The sequence below is a fragment of the Sinorhizobium sp. BJ1 genome (genome assembly GCF_002531555.1).
GTDB lineage: Bacteria > Pseudomonadota > Alphaproteobacteria > Rhizobiales > Rhizobiaceae > Sinorhizobium > Sinorhizobium fredii_B.
Map to the genome: position 1 here is coordinate 522,870 of NZ_NWTH01000003.1, position 21,769 is coordinate 544,638.

Annotated in this window: 22 protein-coding genes; 12 read left to right on the forward strand and 10 right to left on the reverse strand. The window is 63.5% G+C overall.

The window, feature by feature from the left end; genetic code table 11:
* Positions 1 to 80 precede the first annotated feature (80 nt).
* The 3 genes from hisG to hisS are packed head-to-tail and all read right to left on the reverse strand — an operon-like array spanning position 81 to position 3,430.
* Positions 81 to 776 (reverse strand): ATP phosphoribosyltransferase, encoded by a 696-nt coding sequence (gene hisG, locus CO676_RS05905; RefSeq protein WP_097519916.1) that lies wholly within the window; start codon positions 774 to 776, stop codon positions 81 to 83.
* Complete coding sequence (locus tag CO676_RS05910) at positions 777 to 1,916, reverse strand: ATP phosphoribosyltransferase regulatory subunit (RefSeq protein WP_014761291.1); 1,140 nt, start codon at positions 1,914 to 1,916, stop codon at positions 777 to 779.
* Complete coding sequence (gene hisS, locus CO676_RS05915; protein ID WP_041414917.1) at positions 1,916 to 3,430, reverse strand: histidine--tRNA ligase; 1,515 nt, start codon at positions 3,428 to 3,430, stop codon at positions 1,916 to 1,918. The genes CO676_RS05910 and hisS overlap by 1 nt, the downstream gene beginning before the upstream one ends.
* 241 nt (positions 3,431 to 3,671) lie before the next feature.
* On the opposite strand from hisS, the gene CO676_RS05920 reads away from it, so the two are divergent.
* From CO676_RS05920 to CO676_RS05930, 3 genes are all read left to right on the forward strand, one after another.
* Positions 3,672 to 4,097, forward strand: a complete 426-nt coding sequence (locus tag CO676_RS05920; protein ID WP_097519917.1) for a hypothetical protein — start codon at positions 3,672 to 3,674, stop codon at positions 4,095 to 4,097.
* Between the two features lie 76 nt (positions 4,098 to 4,173).
* Positions 4,174 to 4,551: a hypothetical protein gene (locus CO676_RS05925; protein ID WP_097519918.1), complete on the forward strand. Its 378-nt coding sequence runs from the start codon at positions 4,174 to 4,176 to the stop codon at positions 4,549 to 4,551.
* An 81-nt stretch (positions 4,552 to 4,632) separates the two neighbouring features.
* The gene (locus CO676_RS05930; RefSeq protein ID WP_014761286.1) at positions 4,633 to 4,998 is read left to right on the forward strand and encodes a DUF305 domain-containing protein; all 366 of its coding nucleotides are present in this window, start codon (positions 4,633 to 4,635) and stop codon (positions 4,996 to 4,998) included.
* 49 nt (positions 4,999 to 5,047) lie between these two features.
* Here the strand turns inward: CO676_RS05930 and CO676_RS05935 are convergent, their stop codons facing one another.
* Entirely contained in the window at positions 5,048 to 5,683 is a 636-nt protein-coding gene (locus CO676_RS05935) for a DNA-3-methyladenine glycosylase I (RefSeq protein WP_097519919.1), read from the reverse strand.
* 221 nt (positions 5,684 to 5,904) lie between these two features.
* Between CO676_RS05935 and CO676_RS05940 the strand changes: the two genes are divergently transcribed.
* On the forward strand, positions 5,905 to 6,648 hold the full coding sequence (locus CO676_RS05940) for a L,D-transpeptidase (RefSeq protein ID WP_097519920.1): 744 nt from the start codon (positions 5,905 to 5,907) through the stop codon (positions 6,646 to 6,648).
* 183 nt (positions 6,649 to 6,831) lie between these two features.
* Positions 6,832 to 7,527 (forward strand): L,D-transpeptidase, encoded by a 696-nt coding sequence (locus CO676_RS05945; protein WP_097519921.1) that lies wholly within the window; start codon positions 6,832 to 6,834, stop codon positions 7,525 to 7,527.
* Between the two features lie 192 nt (positions 7,528 to 7,719).
* On the opposite strand, the gene glcF is transcribed toward CO676_RS05945, so the two are convergent.
* The 4 genes from glcF to CO676_RS05965 all read right to left on the reverse strand — a co-directional run bounded on the left by glcF (position 7,720) and on the right by CO676_RS05965 (position 12,149).
* Complete coding sequence (gene glcF, locus CO676_RS05950) at positions 7,720 to 9,015, reverse strand: glycolate oxidase subunit GlcF (protein ID WP_097519922.1); 1,296 nt, start codon at positions 9,013 to 9,015, stop codon at positions 7,720 to 7,722.
* A gap of 61 nt (positions 9,016 to 9,076) precedes the next feature.
* Complete coding sequence (locus CO676_RS05955) at positions 9,077 to 9,457, reverse strand: membrane protein (protein WP_014761281.1); 381 nt, start codon at positions 9,455 to 9,457, stop codon at positions 9,077 to 9,079.
* Between the two features lie 44 nt (positions 9,458 to 9,501).
* The gene (gene glcE / locus CO676_RS05960; protein ID WP_097519923.1) at positions 9,502 to 10,713 is read right to left on the reverse strand and encodes a glycolate oxidase subunit GlcE; all 1,212 of its coding nucleotides are present in this window, start codon (positions 10,711 to 10,713) and stop codon (positions 9,502 to 9,504) included.
* Positions 10,710 to 12,149: an FAD-linked oxidase C-terminal domain-containing protein gene (locus tag CO676_RS05965; RefSeq protein WP_014761279.1), complete on the reverse strand. Its 1,440-nt coding sequence runs from the start codon at positions 12,147 to 12,149 to the stop codon at positions 10,710 to 10,712. The genes glcE and CO676_RS05965 overlap by 4 nt, the downstream gene beginning before the upstream one ends.
* A gap of 235 nt (positions 12,150 to 12,384) precedes the next feature.
* On the opposite strand from CO676_RS05965, the gene CO676_RS05970 reads away from it, so the two are divergent.
* A complete protein-coding gene (locus tag CO676_RS05970) occupies positions 12,385 to 13,281 on the forward strand; it encodes a LysR family transcriptional regulator (protein ID WP_097519924.1) in 897 nt (298 codons plus the stop codon).
* Between the two features lie 12 nt (positions 13,282 to 13,293).
* Here the strand turns inward: CO676_RS05970 and CO676_RS05975 are convergent, their stop codons facing one another.
* The gene (locus CO676_RS05975) at positions 13,294 to 14,568 is read right to left on the reverse strand and encodes a DUF3422 family protein (RefSeq protein WP_014761277.1); all 1,275 of its coding nucleotides are present in this window, start codon (positions 14,566 to 14,568) and stop codon (positions 13,294 to 13,296) included.
* Positions 14,569 to 14,778: 210 nt separating this feature from the next.
* On the opposite strand from CO676_RS05975, the gene CO676_RS05980 reads away from it, so the two are divergent.
* From CO676_RS05980 to CO676_RS06005, 6 genes are all read left to right on the forward strand, one after another.
* Positions 14,779 to 15,570 (forward strand): FadR/GntR family transcriptional regulator, encoded by a 792-nt coding sequence (locus CO676_RS05980; RefSeq protein WP_080605737.1) that lies wholly within the window; start codon positions 14,779 to 14,781, stop codon positions 15,568 to 15,570.
* Between the two features lie 254 nt (positions 15,571 to 15,824).
* A complete protein-coding gene (locus CO676_RS05985; RefSeq protein WP_041413856.1) occupies positions 15,825 to 16,331 on the forward strand; it encodes an NUDIX hydrolase in 507 nt (168 codons plus the stop codon).
* A gap of 108 nt (positions 16,332 to 16,439) precedes the next feature.
* Entirely contained in the window at positions 16,440 to 17,948 is a 1,509-nt protein-coding gene (locus tag CO676_RS05990; RefSeq protein WP_179875414.1) for an inorganic phosphate transporter, read from the forward strand.
* Positions 17,949 to 17,959: 11 nt separating this feature from the next.
* The gene (locus CO676_RS05995) at positions 17,960 to 18,697 is read left to right on the forward strand and encodes a 16S rRNA (uracil(1498)-N(3))-methyltransferase (protein WP_097519927.1); all 738 of its coding nucleotides are present in this window, start codon (positions 17,960 to 17,962) and stop codon (positions 18,695 to 18,697) included.
* A gap of 178 nt (positions 18,698 to 18,875) precedes the next feature.
* Complete coding sequence (locus tag CO676_RS06000; protein ID WP_097519928.1) at positions 18,876 to 20,249, forward strand: glutamate--cysteine ligase; 1,374 nt, start codon at positions 18,876 to 18,878, stop codon at positions 20,247 to 20,249.
* A 100-nt stretch (positions 20,250 to 20,349) separates the two neighbouring features.
* Complete coding sequence (locus CO676_RS06005; protein ID WP_097519929.1) at positions 20,350 to 21,168, forward strand: DUF937 domain-containing protein; 819 nt, start codon at positions 20,350 to 20,352, stop codon at positions 21,166 to 21,168.
* A 296-nt stretch (positions 21,169 to 21,464) separates the two neighbouring features.
* Here CO676_RS06005 and CO676_RS06010 read toward each other — a convergent pair whose 3' ends face one another.
* A complete protein-coding gene (locus tag CO676_RS06010; RefSeq protein ID WP_014761269.1) occupies positions 21,465 to 21,761 on the reverse strand; it encodes a DUF1127 domain-containing protein in 297 nt (98 codons plus the stop codon).
* Between the last annotated feature and the right edge of the window lie 8 nt (positions 21,762 to 21,769).

Below are 21,769 nucleotides of genomic sequence, written 5' to 3' on the forward strand. Positions count from 1 at the left end.
GATGAGTTGTCTGCCGTCCCTAGATAGGTGGCTCCGGTTGCATTTGTCAGACCCGGGACGAAATTTCCGATCCGCCGGCTTCAGAGAACCGAGCGCACGGAAGACATGATCCGATCGATGGTGGGGTTACCCTCGTGCGCCGCGTTGCGGGCACGGACGAGGCAGGCCTCGGATCTCAGGATCACACCATCCGACAGGATCTTCAGATGGTTTGCCTTCAAGGTCGAGCCGGTCGAAGTGATGTCGACGACGATATCGGCCGAGCCGGAGGCGGGCGCCCCCTCGGTTGCGCCCAGGCTCTCGACGATGCGATAGAGCTGGATGCCGTGGCTGCCCGAGAAGAACTGCTGGGTGAGCCGCCAGTATTTGGTGGCGATGGCGAGCCGGCGGCCATGGCGGGCGCGGAAGTCGGCGGCCACATCGCCGAGGTCCGCCATGGTATCGACGTCGTACCAGACCTCCGGCACCGCTACGACGACTTCGGCATGGCCGAAGCCGAGACGGGCCGCGAACTCGACACGCGCGTCAGCGTCGGCGATGCCTTCGCGCACCAGGTCTTCGCCGGTCACGCCGAAATCGACGGCGCCGCTGCCGACCTCGCGGGAGATTTCAGAGGCCGACAGAAAGGCGACCTCGACGTCGTCCCAACCTTCGACGCGGCCGCGGTAGGAGCGGTCGTTGCCGACGGCGACGATCTTCATCCCGGCGCGCTCGAAGATTGCCGAGGCATCGTCCTTCATCCGACCCTTGGAGGGAAGCGCAATGGTAATCGTCATTTAAGCGCCCCCTCCGGTAGCGACGGCCCGTTCGATCCGGTCGAGCCAGAGAGAGAAACCGACCGCCGGAATGTGCTCGCGAGCGCCGAGCAGCGTCAGCAGGCGATCGAAGCGGCCGCCGCCGGCCAGGACCGCCGGCTCTCCCTCAACCTCGATCTCAAAGACGAGGCCCGTATAGTAATCGAGCGGACGGCCGAAAGCGGCCCGATAGCGGATGAGGTCGGGATCGGCGCCCGCTTTCGCGAGCGCCGCGACGCGCGCATCGAAGAGCGCGAAAGCATCGTCAATCTTCAGCTTCGACTTCTTGGCGAAAGCGTGCAGTGCCGCTGGAGCTTCGGAAAGCGGCAGGTCGAACGCGAGGAATTCACGCATGACGGTGAGCGCCGCCTTGTCGAGCCGCGTTGTCGCAAGCTCCATCTTTTCCTTGAGCCGGCGGGCGATGTCGCGGGGCGAACGGCTGGCATTGGTGGAATAGCCGGTCGCCTCCATCGTCTCGCCAATTCGGGCGACGAGCCGCTCCTCGTCGTCGAGTATGCCCATGATGGCGAGCCGCTCGACTTCGTGACCGAAGACGCCAGGGGACTTGGGGTCGGCCAACTCACCGAGGAGCTTCTGCAACTGCTTCTGGTCTCCGAAGGCGTGGATCAGTCGCTTCTGCCAGCCGGCCGGCAATCCGCAGACGGCAATGACTGCCTCGAAGACGGACTGGTCGCCGAGCGTTACCTTTAGCCGCTGGCCCGGCAATCGGTTGGCAAGCACAAGCATCGCGTCGCCGATCGCCCGCGCGTCGGCGCCGGCCGTGTCGACGTCGCCGAGATCCTCGATACCCGCCTGGTAGAATTCGCTCGCGCCCTCACGGCGCTGCCGGAACACCTCGCCGAGATAGGCGTAGCGTTGCGGCGTCCCTGTGGCGGTCTCGATGTGGCGGAGACAGACCGGAATGGTGAATTCCGGACGCAGGCAGAGGCTCTGGCCGGTCTCGCTTTCCGTCATAAAGATTCGCCGGCGCAGGTCTTCCCCAGCCATGTCGAGGAAAGGCTCGGCCGGCTGGATGACCGGCGTGTCGACGCGCAGCGTCTTCAGCCGCTCGAAATCGGCAAGCAGATCACCGGCAAAGGCGGGAAGGTTGATCAGAGGCATCAGCCTGCCCTTTTCCGGTCCTCGGTCTGCTCTGCCAGAATCTCACGGACTTTTGCGACGAGTTCACCTTCCGGAACGGAAACCTGGGCGACGCGTGCCTCGCGCCAGGCGACGTTGTCCTCGATCTCGCCGGAGAGCCGCTTGCCCTCGATCAGGTCCTTGATCTGGAGGGTACCGGATGCGCGCTCGTCGCCGCCCTGAATGATGGCAATCGGCGAGCCGCGCCGGTCGGCATATTTGAGCTGGTCGCCGAAATTCTTCTTGTTGCCCTGATACATTTCGGCACGGATGCCGGCATGGCGCAGTTGCTGGACGAAGCGCTGGTAGCGGCCCATGCTGTCGATGTCGCGGTCCATGACGCAGATGACGACCGGTGCCACCACCTCTTCGACACCGAGCTTGCCGAGGTTCTTCAGCGCCGTCATCAGCCGCGACACGCCGATCGAGAAGCCCGTTGCCGGCACCGGCTGGCCCATGAAGCGCGAGACGAGGCCGTCATAGCGGCCGCCTCCCCCCACCGATCCGAAGACGACCTTCTCGCCCTTCTCGTTGGTGACGGAAAATTGCAGTTCGGCCTCGAAAACCGGGCCGGTGTAATATTCGAGACCGCGCACGACCGACGGGTCGATCTTGATGCGATCCGTTTCATAGCCGGCGCTGAGCACGAGGCTCCGGATCGTGTTGAGTTCCTGAACGCCTTCCGCACCCCTGCTGGTGCCGGCGACGAGTTCGGCGAGCTCATCGGCGCTCTTCGCGTAGTCGGTGATGCCGACGAAGAAGAGGATCCTGCGGATCTGCTCCTCATCGAGCCCGGCGCCTTTGGTGAAGTCGCCGCTCTCATCCTTGCGCCCCTCGCCAAGCAGCAGGCGCACGCCCTCCGGCCCGAACTTGTCAAGCTTGTCAATGGCGCGCAGGACCGTCAGCCGCGCGTTCGCCTGGCCGTCGCCCCCGAGACCGATCGCCTCAAGCACGCCGTCCAGGACCTTGCGGTTGTTGACCCGGATCACATAGTCGCCGCGTGCAATCCCGAGCGCCTGCATCGTGTCGGCCATCATCATGCACATCTCGGCATCGGCCTGGACGCCGGCGGCGCCGACGGTGTCGGCATCGAACTGCATGAACTGCCTGAAGCGCCCCGGTCCCGGTTTTTCGTTGCGGAAAACATAACCGGCGCGATAGGTGCGGTAGGGAAGCTGGATCTCGTTGAAGTTCTCCGCCACATGGCGAGCAAGCGGCGCCGTCAAATCGTAGCGCAGGCTCATCCATTGCTCGTCGTCGTCCGTCAGCGAGAACACGCCTTCATTGGGGCGGTCGCTGTCGGGGAGGAACTTGCCAAGCGCATCGGTATATTCGAACAGCGGCGTTTCGACGGGATCGAAACCGTAGCGCTCATAGACCTCGCGGATCTTCGCGATCATCTCGTCGACGGCACGGATATCCGCGGCCGAACGATCGACGAAGCCGCGCGGCAGGCGCGCCTTGAGCTTCTGCTGTTTCTTCGGTTTGTCGTTCATGGAAGGCATTCCGGGCTGTGAAGCTTGGTCGGTGCCTTCCCTACCGGATCAGGCCAAGGGCGGCAAGGGCAGCGGCCGACAAAGGGCCGACAGCCCGCATCCGGAAAGGTCGCGGAACCAGGCCGCGCGCAAAAGCGTTCCGCTTTCAGTTACGATCACAACGCCGTGATTGTAAATTGCTCTTGTTACCCTTATAAGTTAGGGCGATCGAGACAAGGGCTTCAACGGAGACTTTCGCAAAATGCTGACTGTCATGACGCCCGGGGCGGCAGCGATAAGGCCGCTCAATCCGGAAACCCACGGGGCCTGGACGCGCGTGCTCGCGAAGGCAGGCTATGTGATCGACCCGTGGCGTTGTGACGTCGACAGTGGCGCCTTTGTGGTCGGCCACCGGACCCTGTCGCTTCTGGGCCTGAGGCACAATCCCTGCGGTGTCATCGACCTCGTGCGGGCCTATGATGAAGAAGACCGGGCGACAATCCTGAGTATCCTGGAAGAGGCGACGGCGGCGTCCTCGTCCTTCTGTTTTTCTGCGATGGTCCGCCGGCCAGGCGGAAGCTCACACCAGCTTTGCTGCATCGGAAATTCGACGATCGACGAGGGTGCGGGAGGTTCCCTGCAGGGCGTGTTCGCCGTTCCCGGAAGCGGAGCGGCATTGCCGGGCTGATGCAAGGCGATCACGACTCGGCGGTGTTTTCGTATCGCCCCTTCTTCTTCGAGATCGAGTAGCCTATCTTGCCCGCATGCTGCGTTGGCTCGCCATCATCCTTCTGCTTCTGTCGGCGCCGCTCGGCGGAGCCCTTCCCGCGATCGCGCAGGCGCGCGATCTCGCGGCGAAGGCAGTGAGCACACACCAGCACGACATGGTGATCTCCGATACCATGCAGCACGCGTCCTCGGGCCGTGACAGCCATTGTGCGCAGCGGGCCCATTGTCCGGGCCCGGCAAAATCGGACCACCCGGTGCTCTGCTCGGCCTGCGTCGCGATCCATGCAGCGCCCATTGGGCTCACGCGATCCGCGGGGCGCTCGACGCGGCTTTCGCCGCAGCGTCATGCGGCGCTGCTCGATCAGGTCATCGAACCCCCGTGCCCACCGCCCAGGCGCAACGTTTCCATCTAGCGCTGGCGCCTCCGACCGGACACGAAGGCGTCGCGCGCCGCATCGACTTATCGACTCCCATAGAATGGAAAGGTACGCATTATGACCCTGAAAAGGATCACCGCAGCTTTGATGCTGGCCGCATCGGTCGGCATCCCCGCACTCGCCCAGGAACATCAAAAGATGCATCACGATTCGACGGCGGCCGCGTCGGCACCGTCGAGCAAGGCCTTCGCCGAAGCGAGCGCCAAGATGCACAAGGATATGGACATCGTCTTCACCGGCAATGCAGACATCGATTTCGTGCGTGGCATGATCGCTCACCACCAGGGGGCAATCGACATGGCGAAGGTCGAGCTCGAGCACGGCAAGGACGAAGCGATCCGTAAGCTGGCGGAAGACATCATCAAGGCCCAGGAGGCCGAGATCACAATGATGAAGGACTGGCTATCCGAGCACGGCGGCTAAATGAGACCGCCCTCCCCGCCTCAGAATCGGGGAGGGCCCGCTCGAATAGTCATACAGCGGGCCTTGCGAATTGCCGCCGCATCTCCTCGATCCCGGCACGGCAGAAACAGCCTTCCAGATGATCGTTGACGAGCCCCATGGCCTGCATGAAGGCATAGACGGTCGTCGGACCGACGAAGGTCCAGCCGCGTTTTTTCAGGTCCTTCGAAATCTGGACCGAGGCCTGCGTCGTCGGATTGGCGATCAGTGTTTCATAGTCCATGACCTTCGGGCGCTCGCTGCCGTCCGGTTCGTGCGCCCAGAAATAGGCGGCGAGCGAGCCGAATTCCGAACGCAATTCCTTTGCCCGCCGTGCATTGTTGATCGTCGAAACGATCTTGCCGCGGTGGCGGACGATGCCGGGATCGGCAAGGCAGCGCTCGATGTCGGCGTCGCCGAATTCGGCAACCAGATCGACGTCGAAGCCGGCGAAGGCTGACCGGAACGCCTCGCGTTTCCTTAGGATCGTCAGCCAGGAGAGGCCCGACTGGAAGCCCTCCAGGCAGATCTTCTCGAACAGCCGGCGATCGTCGGTGACCGGGCGGCCCCATTCTTCATCGTGATAGCGGCGGTAGTCTTCGAGATTGCCGTGCCAGGCACAACGCTGCAGCCCGTCATCGCCCGTAATCAAGCCTCTTGCCGACATCACCGCTCCCTCGCCTCGTTTCTCTTTTGTTCCATTTACCATTTGCAAACCAGATTCATAAAGCGGGGAATAACCCTACCCAAAGCTTTATCCACATCGCAGCATTTTATCGAACCGGCGTTTACTGTTCGGTGGCGGAGGAGTGAGAGCATCGCGCCGTTGAGGTGCAGCTGCCGCGCTGCCCCAGAAGTTTGTTCGGCGTTAGGTAGCGAGTCCGTTCGATGAAGAAGTTCCTTTTGCTTGCCACGTGCCTTGTCTGCACACTCCCCACCGGCGCCGGCGCGCGAGATCGATATCAGAACCGCCCGCCGGTCATCGTCAGCCCGGATCTCACCGCTCCCTGGGTGATGCAGTTGACCGGCGAAGGGGTGCGTCCGGCCGTCTACCGGCCGCAGGCCCCGGCTGCCACCCGAAAACAGGTGGAGCGCCGCCAAATGAAGCGCCGGCTGGAAACGGCGGCCTTGCAGCCCGCCGCCGCTCGCGCGCAAAGGCCGGCGAAGTCGCAGTTGGACCCGCAATTCCTGCCGCAGATGGTGACCTACGAGACAGGCGAGAAGCCAGGCACGATCGTGATCGACACCAATAATCGCTTCCTCTATCTCGTCACCGGTGACGGACAAGCGCGGCGCTACGGCGTCGGCGTCGGCAAGCCAGGCTTCGAATGGGCCGGCGCGCACAAGATTACCCGCAAGGCCGAGTGGCCGAACTGGACGCCGCCTGAGGAGATGATCGCGCGCGAAGCGGCCAAGGGTCATTATCTGCCGGCCCGCATGGACGGCGGTCCTCAGAACCCGCTCGGCGCCCGCGCCATGTATCTCGGCTCCACGCTCTATCGCATCCATGGCACCAATGCGCCCTGGACGATCGGGTATGGCGTTTCGTCCGGCTGCATCCGCATGCGCAACGAGGATGTTGTCGATCTTTACGAGCGCGTCAAAGTCGGCACCAAGGTTATCGTTATATAGCGGCAGCCGCCCATAAAGTACTTTTCGAGCACTTGCTTGTGCCGGATCGTGATCTAAGAGCAACAGCTGTTCCCTTCGATACAAGTTCCGGCCCTCGCCTTGATCTATGGGATGTTTCACGGGCTTGCACTTGCGGTTAAAATACATAGCTTGCCCGTAACGAGGGTTCAGAGGGAATCATAAATGAAACTTCACGCCACCAGGCTGGCCGCGCTCACTGTCGCGGCCGCTGCTTTTCTGGCTGCCGCAAACGCGTCCGCCTTCTCGCCGGCCGACATGGTCGGCGCAAAGGTCAAGCGCTCCGACGTCGTGCTGGCTGCCCAGCCGAAAAAGCCGCCGCAAAGATATTGGCGCACCAAGGTACGGTTCCGCACGAACGAGGCGCCCGGCACGGTCATTGTCGATACCAACAACAAGTATCTCTATTACATTGACGGCCCGAACCGCGCGACGCGCTATGGTATCGGCGTCGGCCGCGAGGGCTTCGGCTGGTCCGGCGTCGTCAAGGTAGGCCGCAAAGCCGAGTGGCCAAGCTGGACACCGCCGGCGGAGATGCGCCAGCGCGAAAGGGCAAAGGGGCGCATCCTGCCGATCACCCAGGAGGGCGGCATCGACAATCCGCTCGGCGCCCGCGCCCTCTACCTCTACAAGGGCGGCCGCGACACGATTTTCCGTATCCATGGAACGAACCTGCCCTGGACCATCGGCCAGAACATGTCGTCCGGCTGCATCCGGATGATGAACGAGGACGTCGAGCACCTCTATGACCGGGCGCCGATCGGCACCAAGGTCATCGTGATCGGCCCGGGCAACAAGCAGGGCGACGTCAGCTACGACGACCGCGGCGTCGACATCTTCCGCCATATCTTCGGCGGCTGACGAGTCGGGAAGCGTTGCCCCCTCATCCTAGCCCTCTCCCCGCAAGCGGGGCGAGGGTGCATCCCTGAATGCCCGCCCGGCGTTCTTTCCATTTCGACCTGCGTGCGGGCAAGACGCCACCGCGCGACACCTTCGCCCCGCCTGCGGGGAGAAGGTGGCCGGCAGGCTGGTTGAGGGGCCGGCGCTTGCCGCTCACAGCCCCGCCGGCTTCGGCCCACCATAGGCCCAGTCGAGCAGCTCGACAGTGTGCAGGATCGGGATATTCGTCCCGCTGGCAATCTGGGTGATGCAGCCGATATTGCCGGTTGCGATCACGTTCGGCTTGGTTGCCTCGATGTTCCTCACCTTGCGAGCCTTGAGTTTCGCCGATATCTCCGGCTGCAGGATGTTGTAGGTTCCGGCCGAGCCGCAACAGAGATGGCCTTCCGCCGGTTCGCGAACCGCAAAGCCTGCCCGCTTCAGCAGTTGCTTCGGCGCGAGCGTGATCTTCTGCCCGTGCTGCATCGAGCAGGCGGAGTGATAGGCGACGGTCAGGCCGCGCGCCCCCCGCTCGGGGAGGTCGAGGCCCGCGAGATATTCGGTTACGTCCTTTGCAAGCGCGGACACCTTCGCCGCCTTCTCGGCATAGGCCGGGTCCAGCCGCAGCATGTGGCCGTAGTCCTTGATCGTCGTTCCGCAGCCGGATGCGGTGATGACGATCGCGTCGAGACCATCCTCCTCCGCGACCTTCAGCCAGATGTCGACGTTGTGCCGGGCAGAGGCCAGCGCCTGCTCCTCGCGCCCCATGTGATGGACCAGCGCGCCGCAACAGCCCTCGCCCGCAGAAACGACGACCTCGACCCCTTGTCCGGTGAGCAGCCGGATGGTCGCCTCGTTGATCTCCGGTCTCAGCACCGGCTGAGCGCAGCCGGCGAGCAGCGCCACGCGGCCGCGGGGCGTGCCCTTGGCCGCATAAACGGCCGGCCTCGCCCCGTCCGATGCCGCCGGCACCGCGCGCGGTGCGAGATCGAGCATGACGCCGAAGGTCTTCAGCGATGAAATGCACTTCAGCAGGCCCGCGAGGGGGCGGGCAAGCCGCGCCGCCCGGAGCGCCAGCCGAAAGCGTGAAGGATAGGGTAGGGTCGCGGCGATGACGGCGCGGGCGAAACGGTCCTTGAGCGGCCGCTTATACGTCTCCTCGATGTGGATACGGGCATGATCGACGAGATGCATGTAATCGACACCCGATGGACAGGTGGTCATGCAGGAAAGGCAGGAGAGACATCGGTCGATATGGGTAACGGTTTCGGTATCGGCGGCGCGGCCGTTCTCCAGCATGTCCTTGATCAGGTAGATCCGCCCGCGCGGACTGTCGAGCTCGTCGCCGAGCAGCACATAGGTCGGACAGGTGGCGGTGCAGAAGCCGCAGTGGACGCATTTGCGCAGGATCTTTTCCGATTCGGCGACATGCGGGTCGGCGAGTTGCTCTGGGGAGAAATTTGTCTGCAACCGAATACTCCACTCTCAATTCTCAAGGCGGCGCTTCTTGCCGGGGCAGAGCCGCAATGCTCTAGACCAGCCAGCTTTCGGGATCGGTGATCGGCTCCTCGCGAGCCGCCTTCTGAAGACCGATGACACAGCGCACGACGATCCAGACCGCCGTCGCGACGAAACCGAGCACGCCGATGAGCAACACCGACAGAAGCGCCGAGATGACGGCGAACAGCAAGGCGATCCAGAAGGTGCGGATCGCCCAGATATAGTGCGTCCTCGCCCAGCCTTCAGCCTTGTCGCGGTTGAGATAGGCGAGCACGATGCCGACGAGCGGGGTAATACCAATGGCGAAACCGACCAGATAAAGCAGGTAGATGATCTGGATATTGACCTTGCCCGGCTCCAGCCAGCGATCGGTGTCACGGGAAAGCGGCGTCTGCGGACCCGGATCACTCATCGAATTCTCCTTTCGCCTTGACGCGAATTGCGACCCGCCTGCGATCAGGCGACGGCCGCCAGCCGCCCCGGATTGAAAATCCGCGCCGGATCGAGCGAGGCACGAACGCGTTCGCTCAGTTGCGCCACCGCTGCAGCCTGCGGTTCGAAGGCCGGTATCCCGGTCCGCGCTCCGCCTTCGGCGCGGACAAGCATCGCATGTCCACCGCCCAAGGCTCGGACGTAGCGGCGAACGAGTTCGGCTTCGGGCTCGGCTTCCATGCGCAGCCAGACAAGACCGCCCTGCCAATCGTAGAATGCATCCACACCCGTCTGAAGACGCAGTGTGGCAACGAGCTGGTGCCCGGCGGACGGGGCGACCGAGACACGCCACAGAGGCCTTGCGGTACCGTCCGCATAAGGCTTCACGTCGCGGATCTCGGTCCAGAGGGCCTTCGTCTGGCTGGCATCGAGCTGCGAGCCGGGACCGAAACGCGACAGCGCCGCGACGAGCTTTTCGGAGCGCATCTCTACCGACGCCGCCAAGCCTTCGAGCCTCAGCACGGTCGCCGCTCCCTCGGGCAACACGCCATCGATGAAGCGGCCGCGCACGCTTTCGGGCAGATGCGCCGCGCCCGACACCTCCACTGGCTGAGCCATCGCCTCGGCCATGACGACGGCTGCTTCCGCATCGTTCAGACCCGAGACAACGACAGTGCCGGCCGCCGGCGGTACTGGCAGCACCTTGAAGGTAACTTCCGTCAGGATGCCGAGCGTCCCGTAGGAGCCCGCCATCAGCTTGACGAGATCGAGCCCGGTGACGTTTTTCATGACGCGGCCGCCGGCCTTGATCAGCTCGCCGCGGCCATTGACGAAACGCACGCCGAGCAGGTTGTCGCGGGCGGCCCCGGCAACATAGCGGCGGGGACCGGAGATATTGGCCGCGAAGACACCGCCGATCGTTGGGTCGCCGGTCGTTCCGAAAATCGGGCGATGATCCATTGGTTCGAATGACAGCATCTGGCCATTGGCCGCGAGCGCCGCCTCGACTTCCGCAAGCGGCGTCCCGGCGAGTGCGCTCATGGTCATCTCCGCCGGATTGTAGGTGACGATGCCGGAAAGACGCCGCGTCGAAAGCGTCCGGTCCGCCCGCACGGGATTTCCGAGCCCCGAGCGCGTCCCGCCGCCGACAATGGCAAGCGTGACGCGCTCTGCCGCTGCCGAGCGCACCACGGAGGCGATCCCCTCCTCGCTTGCCGGTTCGAAATGAACGATCATGCGGCAGGCCGTCCTTCGAGCGGAAATACTTTCGACGGATTCAGAAGCCATTGCGGATCGAAGGCCGCACGCACCGCCATCTGCTGGTCGAGATCGGCCTTGTTGTACTGATACCGCATCAGGTCCCGCTTCTCGATGCCGACCCCGTGCTCGCCCGTCAGACAGCCGCCCGCCTCGACGCAGAGCTTCAGGATGTCATTGCCGGCCGCCTCGGCGCGCGCCGCATCCGCCGGATCGTTGATGTTATAGAGGATCAGCGGATGCATGTTACCGTCGCCGGCATGGAACACATTGGCGACGCGGAGCCCGTAGCTCGCGACGATCTCGCCGGTCCTGCGCAATACGTGAGAAAGTTGGCTCAGCGGAACCGTGCCGTCCATGCAGATATAGTCCGCGACCCGGCCGGTGGCGCCGAAGGCGGATTTCCGGCCCTTCCAGATCAGCGCCGCCTCGAGCGCCGATTGCGATTCCTTGATCGTCATGACGCTGTGACGCCGGGCGATCTCGATAATGCTCTGAAGCATCGCGTCCATCTCCGCCTCGGAGCCCTCGACCTCGACGATCAGCAGGGCCTCGACATCGAGCGGGTAGCCGGCATGGGCAAAGGCCTCGCAGATCTCGATCGCTGGCCTGTCCATGAATTCGATCGCCACCGGGATGATGCCCGACCCGATTATATCTGCCACACAGGAACCGGCCGCCTCCGACGAGGCGAAGCCGAACAAGACGGGGCGCGCGCCTTCCGGCTTGGCGATCAGCCGGACCGTCGCCTCCGTGACGATGCCGAGCTGGCCCTCCGAGCCGCAGACGAGACCAAGCAGATCGTAGCCGGGTGCATCGAGCGCCCTGCCGCCGAGCTCGATCACCGTGCCGTCGAAGAGCACCATCTTGGCGCCCAGCAGGTTGTTGGTCGTGACTCCGTATTTCAGGCAATGGGCGCCGCCGGAATTCATGCCGATGTTGCCGCCGATCGTGCAGGCAAGCTGCGAGCTCGGATCGGGCGCATAGAAGAAGCCGTCGGCACTCACCGCCTCGGAAATGTTGAGATTGGTGACGCCCGCCTGAACCGTGGCCGTGCGGTTGAAGAGGTCGACATCGAGAATGCGCGACATCTTCGAGAGGCCGACGACGATCGCGTCCTCCTGCGGGATGGCGCCTCCGGAGAGCGAGGTGCCGGCGCCGCGCGGCACGACCGGGATCCCGTAGCGGCTGCAATATTTGAGGATGGCGGAGACGTGCTCGGTCGTCTCCGGCAGGACGACGGCGAGCGGCAGGCGGCGATAGGCGAGAAAAGCGTCCGTCTCGAAGGGCTTCAGCCCCCGCTCGTCGCTGATCAGGCAGCCTTCCGGCAAGAGGTCGGCGAGGTCGGCGATGATCTCCCCGCGGCGGTCGAGGACGGCCTGCCTGGGTTTCAGGAATCCGATCGTCTCCGTCATGATCTCCTCCAACCAAATGCGTCACCAGTGGTCTTTTTTGTTTACCACTGGAGCGACGCAAGGAACAGTGCAAGTCGCTTCCGCCCGTATCCTTCGCCGCAACCTCTCAGAATCGATCACGTTTATGATTTGAATCTAGAGCATTTCGTCCGCTTTGTGAAAGCAGGATACGCTGGTAGAGGCATTGGCCAACTGCTATTCATCCTTTCCTTTCCGGAAACAATGGTCACGATTGATGACGAACCTTGGCGATCTCGAAGTCTTTGCGCGAGTCGTTGCGACCGGCAGCATGTCGGCGGCGGCACGGGCGCTCGACCTTTCCGCGGCGGTGATCTCCAAGCGCGTCAAGCGGCTCGAGGAGAGGCTCGGCACGCGCCTTCTGCAGCGCACGACACGGCAGGTCTCCCTGACGGAAGCCGGACAGGGCTTCTACGACCGTGTCCTTGGCGTCCTCACCGGCATAGAGGAAGCGGAGGCCTATGCGTCCGGGCGTTCGTCGCAGGCTCAGGGCACCCTGCGCATCACGGCGCCCACCTCCTTCGGTCGCATGCACATCGCGCCGCATCTGACCGATTTCATGAAGGACCATCCCGACCTGAAGCTCCATATCGTGCTCAGCGACGCGTTCAGCGATATTGTCGCCGAGGGGTACGACATTGCCATTCGGATCGGCGAGCTCACCGATTCGAGCCTCGTCGCCCGCAAGCTCGCGCCGGTCCGTCGCCTGCTCTGCGCGGCACCGGACTATATCGCCCGGCACGGCGCGCCCAAAGAAATCGGCGACCTGGCGCAGCATATCTGCCTGCCGGCCCACAACAACGAGAATTGGAAACTGGAAGGTCCGGGCGGTTCGCTCGCCTACCGCCCGGAGGGGCCGCTCGTCACCAATTCGTCGGAGATCATCCGCGCCGCGGTGATCGCCGGAGCGGGCATCGCGCTCCGCTCGACCTGGGACATCAGCACGGAACTGCGCGACGGGCGCCTGGTCCAGGTGCTGCCGGAATGGGAAGGATCACACGGGCTGACGCTCTCGGCCATCTATCCGAGCCGGCAGTTTCTGCCCGCCAAGGTGCGGCTCTTCGTCGACTATCTTGCGGCCCTCTATGGCCCCGTTCCCTATTGGGAGCAGTAGTCCGGCGAGCCGCTATTTCTGCGCGCTTTCCTCGTGATGGCGGCGAATACGGCGGACGATGAGCCAGACACCGGTGACCACAAAAGGCACCGCAAGGCCGGTCAGCACGCCAGGATCGACTGGAATCTCGTGGCTCACCGCCTTGGCGAGATAGCCGAACAGCCCAATGACATAGTAGGAGATCGCGGCAACGGAGAGGCCCTCGACCGTCTGCTGCAGGCGCAACTGCAGTTTCGCCCGCCGGTCCATCGAGTTGAGCAGGGCACTGTTCTGCCGTTCGAGTTCGACGTCGATCCAGCTTCTCAGCAGCGCCGTTGCACGGGCGAGCTTGCGTGAAAGATTGGCCTGCCGCTCCTCGACCGACTGGCAGGTTCGCATCGCCGGCGCCAGTCTGCGTTCGAGAAAGGTGCCGATCGTCTCGTAACCGGGTACCGGCATTTCGGAGAGCGTGCGGATGCGTTCCTGGACGATGCCGTAATAGGCGCGGCTCGCTCCGAAGCGATAGAGGCTGAGCGCAGCGCCGGCTTCGAGGTCGGCGGCAAGCCGGGTGATTTCCGCCAGCATCTCGTCCGCTTCCTCGCGGACATTCTCCTTCATGCGCTGGGTGACGGCGGTCAGGCCATCCTCGGTCCGGCGGATTGCCGGCGACAGCGATTGCGCCAGCGGCAGGCCGAGCATGGCCAGCGTGCGATAGGTCTCGATGTCGAGCAGGCGCTGGACCAGGGCACCCGTGCCCGCCTCCGTCATGCCCCGGTCGATGATGAGGATTTGGGTGAGACCATCGCCGTTCTGCCGGAAGTCGGTCAGCAGCACGGCCTGGCCGTTCTTGGTTTCGCTGTAACAGAGGCTCGTCGGATCGAAGGCCTTGATCGCTTCGCGGGTTTCAGGCGTATCGGGACGGATTTCGAGGCGAATTCCGGCAATCAGCAGACCCGGCGGAGAGAAGCCGTCGCCGAAGGGGTGGATCGGCACCTCGCCGCCGAAGCGTTCCGGCGCTGGCGCGTCCCAGAAATAGGTGGAGAACTCGGTGTGCCGTTCCCAGCGCAACGTCCCCTGCCCCCAGGGCATGGCGTGGTGGTTTGCATCGCGACCGGGCGGGGCGATGCCGCGCGAGCGCGACAGTTCCGCGAGCACGGCATGGTCGACGGTGGAGCCGCCTTCCGTGATGAAGGCGAGTTGAAAGATGACGCGTGGCGTCGTCACCAGCGCATAGGGCCGCGAATGAATTTCGCCGAGCGCCTGGGCGCGCAGGGGCGCCGCTGGAAATCCAAAACTTGCCTTCGCCATGAAGCGTTTCATCCCCCTCACGCGTTCATCACCGTTTACTTATCAACCGGGGGAGCAAAAAGAACAGGACGCATTGACGCAGTTTGACTTTTGTCAGCGGCGGCTCGCCAAGTGGGCAATCAATTTGACCACTTGATCGGTCCTGCTAGATTGCTGCCGGTGACGGGAACAGGTGGGGCCATGCGCCTTCCGTCCGTGGGAGAATTTGCCGTGACCGAAGACCAGAGCGACCTCTATGCGCGTATCAGCCACAGCCGCACGGCGGACGAGGTCGTCCAGCAGATCGAGCTTCTGATCCTGGAGGGTGTGCTGCGCGACGGGGACCGGCTGCCGGGCGAACGGGACCTGTCGAAAAGGCTCGACGTATCGCGGCCGATCCTGCGTGAGGCGCTGAAGGAACTGGAAGCGCGCGGGCTGGTCGAGAGCCGCCACGGTGGGGGCACCTTCGTCGCCGACGTGGTCGGCCAGATCTTCTCGAAACCGCTGATCGAGCTCATCGGCCGTCATCACAAGGCGACACAGGATTATCTCGAATACCGGCGCGAGCTCGAGGGCCTGACGGCGGAACTCGCCGCGACGCGCGCCACGGACTTCGACCGCGACCTTCTCACCCGCCTCATCGAGCGCATGCGCGAGGCGCACGCGAGCGGCAATTTCGACGACGAGCTCGAAGCGGACGTCGAACTGCACAACGCGATCGGCGAAAGCGCCCACAACATCATTCTGCTGCACACGCTGAGGGCCTGCTATCGGCTCCTGACCCAAGGCATCTTCTTTCATCGCAGCTCGGTCTTCGGCGCACCGGGCGCGCGCGACCGGCTGCTTGCGCAGCACGAGGCGATCTACACCGCCATCATGGCGCGCGACCCCGATGCCGCCAAGGCGGCAGCACAAAGCCATATCGACTTCGTCGCCGCCGCGGCGCGCGAGGCGGAGCGCAGCGGCGAATGGGCCCGCATCGCGCGGCTGCGCCTCAAGCAGCGCGACCGCGCCGGCTCATAGGCTCAGGATCCCCCGGGAGCGCCCGCCCCAACGTTCCTAGACCCCATTGGAAATGAATACGATCGACGATGTCGCTTTCTGGCAAGCGGCGCGGAGAAGCATTACATGTATTCGCAACGAGGTTCCGCTCACGGAACCACAACGCTTGTTATCGGTTATTGATCGGCGGACGTCATTTACACGCAAGTCAGACGCGCCATAATTTCGAATGGCTGATTTTGAGAAATGTGATTCGTAGAGGAGTATCGATTCCCTTGAACCTCTTGCACCGGCTAGCTTCTGATGTGCATTTGATGCTACGTCGACCTGCGCGCATGCAATATGCCGCGCTGTGCTACCGCATTCGCAAGAAGACGAAGTCTCCGGAAATTCTCCTGCTCACCAGTCGCGACACGGGCCGTTGGGTCATTCCCAAGGGTTGGCCGATGCAGGGCAAATGGGCGCATGAAGTCGCCGAACGCGAGGCCTATGAAGAGGCCGGCGTCAAGGGGACGGTGCAGAAGGCCGCGATCGGCTCCTATGTTTACCAGAAGCGTATGGACCATGGGCTGAAGATTCCCTGCAAGGTTCAGGTCCACGCCCTCGAAGTCGACAATCTTTGCAAGAATTTTCCCGAGAAGGGCGAGCGAAAGCTCGAGTGGGTCGACTACGAGGAGGCGGCCAGGCGCGTCGCCGAACCTTCGCTGAAGGAACTTATACTCGGCTTCGGAAAGCGAATGGCCGCCGCCCGGCCGCCACAACCCGCCGCATCCGAAGACTGACGGCCCGGCGGCCAATGCCCACCTGGTCCGCCTTTCCGCCACAAACCTTTCCAAAACCGCTTGAATGCGCCGTCGCGGACAGCTACTGGCGAATATGACAATGGAGAAATATTTGTGGCCAGGCCGCGCCTCGAAAAGCTGACGCTCGACAAGGATCTCGACAAGGTCAGCCTTGCCGAGGAGGCGTCGCAGTTTGTGATGCGCGGGCTTGCCGCCCCCGGCTTCGGGCTGCTCTTCCTGATCCTCAGCATGGCATTCGCCGCGAGCTATTTCACAGGCGCGTCCGGCACGGCCATTGTCGTCGCGGGGGCCGCTGTCGCCGCCTATATGGCGATGAACATCGGCGCCAACGACGTAACCAACAATGTCGGAGCCGCGGTCGGCGCGAAGGCCATGACGATGGCGACGGCGCTCGGCATAGCCGCCGTCTTCGAAATTGCCGGAGCCGTGATCGCCGGGCGCAAGGTGACGCTCACCATCGAGGCCGGCATCATCGACGGCGCACGGTTACTCAGCCCCGAGATCCTGATCTGGGTGATGATGGCGGCGCTGCTGTCTGCGGCAGTCTGGATCAACATCGCCACCTACGCCCGCGCCCCGGTCTCGACCACCCACTCCATCGTCGGCGGCATCATCGGCGCCGGCCTGGCGGCGGAGGGCTTTGCCAGCGTCAAATGGTGGACGATCGCCGGGATCACCGCGAGCTGGTCGGTCTCTCCCCTGCTCGGTGGCACCATCGCCGCCCTCTTCCTTGCATTCCTCAAGGAATTCATCATCTACCGCGACGACAAGATCGAGGCGGCACGGCTTTGGATGCCGATCGTGCTCGGCGTTACGGCAGGGGCTTTCACCGCCTATGTGGCGACCTTCGGGCTTGCCCATCTGCAGGTGATTTCGCTCCGGACGGGTCTCCTTATCGGCGCCTTCGCCGGCATTGCCTGTTACGGGCTGTGCAAGCCGTGGATTCATCGCCAGTCCGAGGGGCTCGAGAACCGCAACCAGTCGCTTCGCAAGCTGTTCCGCCTGCCGCTCATCTTCTCCGCCGCGCTGCTTTCCTTCGCCCACGGCGCCAATGACGTATCGAATGCCATCGGGCCCCTGTCGGCAATCGTCTCGGCGGTGAACGGCACGATGTCGACGGCGCGCTCGTTGGCACCCTTCTGGGTGCTGCTTATTGGCGCTTTCGGCATTGCGCTGGGCTTGCTCCTCTACGGCCCGATCCTGATCCGCGTCGTCGGCGAGGAGATCACCCGCCTCAATCCGATGCGCGCCTTCTGCGTCGCACTGGCGACGGCGGTCACCGTCCTCCTGGCATCGGCTCTGGGCTTGCCGATCAGTTCCACCCATACGGCGGTCGGCGCCGTCTTCGGCGTCGGCTTCTTCCGCGAATGGTACACGCGCCATTCCCGACGCCGGCTGCAACATGTCCGGCGGAAGACGGGGAAAAGCGACTTCATGGAAGAGGCGATCGAAACGAATTTTGCCGAAGTGCGCCGCCGCCGGCTGGTGCGCCGCTCCTACTTTCTGACGATCGTCGCCGCCTGGGTGATCACGCTTCCCGCCTCCGCACTGCTCTCGGCGCTCGTCTATCGCCTCCTCGCCGGCCTGTTTCTGTGAGGGCAATCGAAATGCGCGCCAATTTTCGCATGCAGCGACTGTTCGTCGGAAGCCCGCTTCACACGGGAGCAAGGCACGAGGCCACCAAGGAGCAGTTCAACTATCTCGTCAACGTACTGCGCCTCGACGAGAGCTCGTCGATCCTGCTCTTCAACGGACGAGACGGCGAGTGGCGTGCGGAATTGTCCCTGCCGTCCCGAAAGCACCTGGTTCTCACCGCAACCGAGCAGACGCGTCCGCAGCCCGCCCCCTCAGACCTCGTCTATCTGTTTGCTCCGCTCAAGGTGGGCCGGCTCGACTACCTTGTTCAGAAGGCTGTCGAGATGGGCGCCGGGGTGCTGCAGCCGGTGATGACCCAGCATGTGCAGGGCAAGCTCGGCAATCTCGACCGGCTTCGCGCCAATGTCATCGAGGCCGCGGAGCAATGCGGGGTTCTCGGCATTCCCGAGGTGGAGACGCCGCGAAAGCTCGAAGAGCTCCTGGCGAACTGGCCGCGCGATCGGCGCATCATCTTCTGCGACGAGAGCAACGAGAGCCAGAACCCGCTGCCGATCCTGGGCGGGATCAGCGAGCGTCGGCTCGCCCTGCTGATCGGCCCGGAGGGCGGCTTCTCGGAAGCAGAGCGGGTGCTCTTGCGCAGCCTCGATTTCGTCACCGCCATCCCGCTTGGGCCGCGAATCCTGCGCGCCGATACGGCGGCGGTGGCCGCGCTGGCGCTCATCCAGGCAACGCTTGGCGACTGGAAATGAAGCCCCGATGCTGGGAGCTTTGGCCGTCTCACAGGGCGTGCGACGGCGGAGGGCTTGCGCGGAGTTTTTTTGAGGGCATCTTGAAAGAAATTGACTTGCACCGCACTTGATTACGGTTCAAGCACCCTCCATCCAGTCCTGCTGCCGGCGGGATCCCGCACATACGAAGAAGACGAATATGGCCCGAGACACCACCGATCAGACGCCGGTCACCTCTGTTGCCGACCTGACCGCCTACCTCGCGTCCGGATCGAAGCCGAAGGAGAGGTTTCGGATCGGCACGGAGCACGAGAAATTCGCCTTCTTCAAGGCGGACAACAGCCCGGTGCCCTATTTCGGCGAGGCCAGCATCCAGGCCCTCTTGAAGGGCATGGCTGAAAGGAACGGCTGGGAGCCGATCGTCGACGAGGGCAACATCATCGGCCTTGCCGAACGCGAGGGCAATGGCGCGATCTCGCTGGAGCCCGGCGGCCAGTTCGAGCTTTCCGGGGCGCCGCTCGAGAACCTGCATCAGACCTGCAAGGAATCGAACCAGCACCTTGCCGTGCTCCGCGAAATCGCCGAGCCGCTCGGCATCCGCTTCCTCGGCATCGGCGGCAGCCCCAAGTGGACCTTTGAAGAGACGCCGCGCATGCCGAAGTCGCGCTACGCGATCATGACGCGCTACATGCCGAAGGTCGGAACCCAGGGCCTCGACATGATGTACCGCACCTGCACGATCCAGGTGAATCTCGATTTCTCCTCCGAGGAGGACATGCGACGCAAGATGCAGGTCTCGATGAAGCTGCAGTCGCTCGCCACCGCCCTCTTCGCCAGCTCGCCGTTTACCGAGGGCAAGCCGAACGGACTGCTCTCGTGGCGGGGAGAGATCTGGCGCGACACCGACAACCGCCGCGCCGGTCTCCTGCCGGCGTCCTTCAGGCCGGACTTCGGCTTCGCCGATTACGTCGAATGGGCGCTCGACGTGCCAATGTATTTCGTCGTACGCGACGGCCATTATCATGACTGTACCCATGTCACCTTCCGCCAGTTCATGAATGGGGCGCTGAAGGGTGAGATCGCCGATTGGCAGCCAACCATGGGCGACTGGACGAATCATCTTTCGACCCTCTTCCCCGACGTCCGGCTGAAGCGCTTCCTCGAGATGCGCGGCGCCGACGGCGGACCATGGCGGCGCATCTGTGCGCTGCCTGCCTTCTGGGTGGGCCTGCTCTATGACGAGCAGGCGTTGGCCGATGCCGAGGCGCTGACCCGTGACTGGAGCTACGACGAGGTTCGGGCGCTGAGGGACGCAGTCCCCGCTGAGGGGCTGGCCGCGAAGTTCAGAACGGCGTCGCTGCTCGACATCGCCCGCGAGGTGCTGGCGATTTCGCGCGCCGGGCTGAGACGACGCAACCGCCTGAATGGCGACGGCATTAACGAGAGTCATTTCCTGGAACCGCTCGACGAGGTTCTGGCGAAGAAGGCGACGCTCGCCGAGGACCTGCTGGCGCTTTACAACGGCCGCTGGAACCGCTCCGTCGATCCGGTCTTCACGGAATACCAATACTAAGCAGAGGAACACGCCCAGCCCCCGAACAAAAAGCGTTTCCAGAGCCTCGATTCCCGTTATAGTGCAATGACATGCGTCACTCGCCCGGGAAGGAATCGCCATGGCACCGCTTTTTGACATGTTCGCACAAGCGCAGAATGGCCAGGCGATCGATCTGATGGCGAAGCAATTCGGCTTGGCCCAGGAGCAGATGGCGAAGGCGACCGCGGCGCTGATGCCGGCCTTTTCCACGGGTTTCAAGCGCAACACCGCCAATCCCTATGATTTCGGGGCGCTGCTCACGGCACTCTCGACCGGCAATTATGTGAAGTATTTCGAGGATATGAGGCAGGCCTTCACACCTCAGGGGGTGGCGGACGGCAACGACATCCTCGGCCAGCTATTCGGCTCGAAGGAGATGTCGCGGGCGATCGCGGCGCAGGCGGCGCAGATGACCGGCATCGGCCAGGAAGTCTACAAGCAGATGCTGCCGGTGATGGCGACCACACTCATGGGCGGTCTCTTCAAGGAGACGACCAGCCAGGTGAACGAAGCGCTCGCCAACAATCCGATGATGACGCTGATGCGGCAATGGATGGAGGCGACCGGCTTCGCCAAGAAGCCCGAGCCTGTTCCGAACCCGTTCGACAACCCTTTCACCCAGGCGATGCAGGGGTTTTTCAGTGCCGGCAAGACACAAGAAAAAGCAAAAACGCCTGACCTTTTCGCCGACAATCCCTTCTTCAAGGCGTATCAGGACATGATGCGCAGCAGCAGTTCGGCGGCCGAGAAGCCGCCTCAGGAAAACCCTGCCTTCGCGCAGTTCTCGCAGATGATGAACCGCATGTTCGACACGGGTCTGGAGATGCAGAAGGAATACCAGAAGAATATCGATGCCCTTTTCGAGAGCTACACGAAGGGCTCCGAAGACAAGGCTTGAATTTGCCACCTAGTCCTCTCGCCGAGCGCGGAGAGAAGGGAGCGGTATGAGGGGGACCGTCCCTGTATGCAGTCTTGTGCCCCTCGGTGAAGCCGCCAGAAAAAAGCCCGGTACATGTCTTGGCATGTACCGGGCAAGCGGCAGGGTCTATTGGCTTATACCCTGCGGGGAACGGATCGGTGATAAACACCACCGTAACTGGAATTTCGCGGCATGATCCGCGCGATGGCGGCAGGCTTTCGCCGGATCATGCCGCAAATGACGCATCCGAGGCGGGGGGACGCGCCATGGGCTCATCAATCGTGGCGGACACCCCTGTAGAAGAGGCATGCCCGGTTTCGCGACGCGCGCGTCAGGAAGCTGCCCGGATTCTCGAAGAAGGACGAGGTCATGGCCTCGTGCAGATCTTCCCGTTTCAGCCCCATGTCGAGCAGTTGCCGATCGTCGAGATCGTGGAGACGCGCAATCTGACAGCGGTTTCGGTACAGGCGCCAGACAGCCGTCAGCACGCCGATGACACCTGCCGTGCGGGACGCAAGCGACGGCTTGCCTGCAGCGAGGTCGAGATCGAGGGCGTGTTGGGTCGTGCGCATGACGGTAC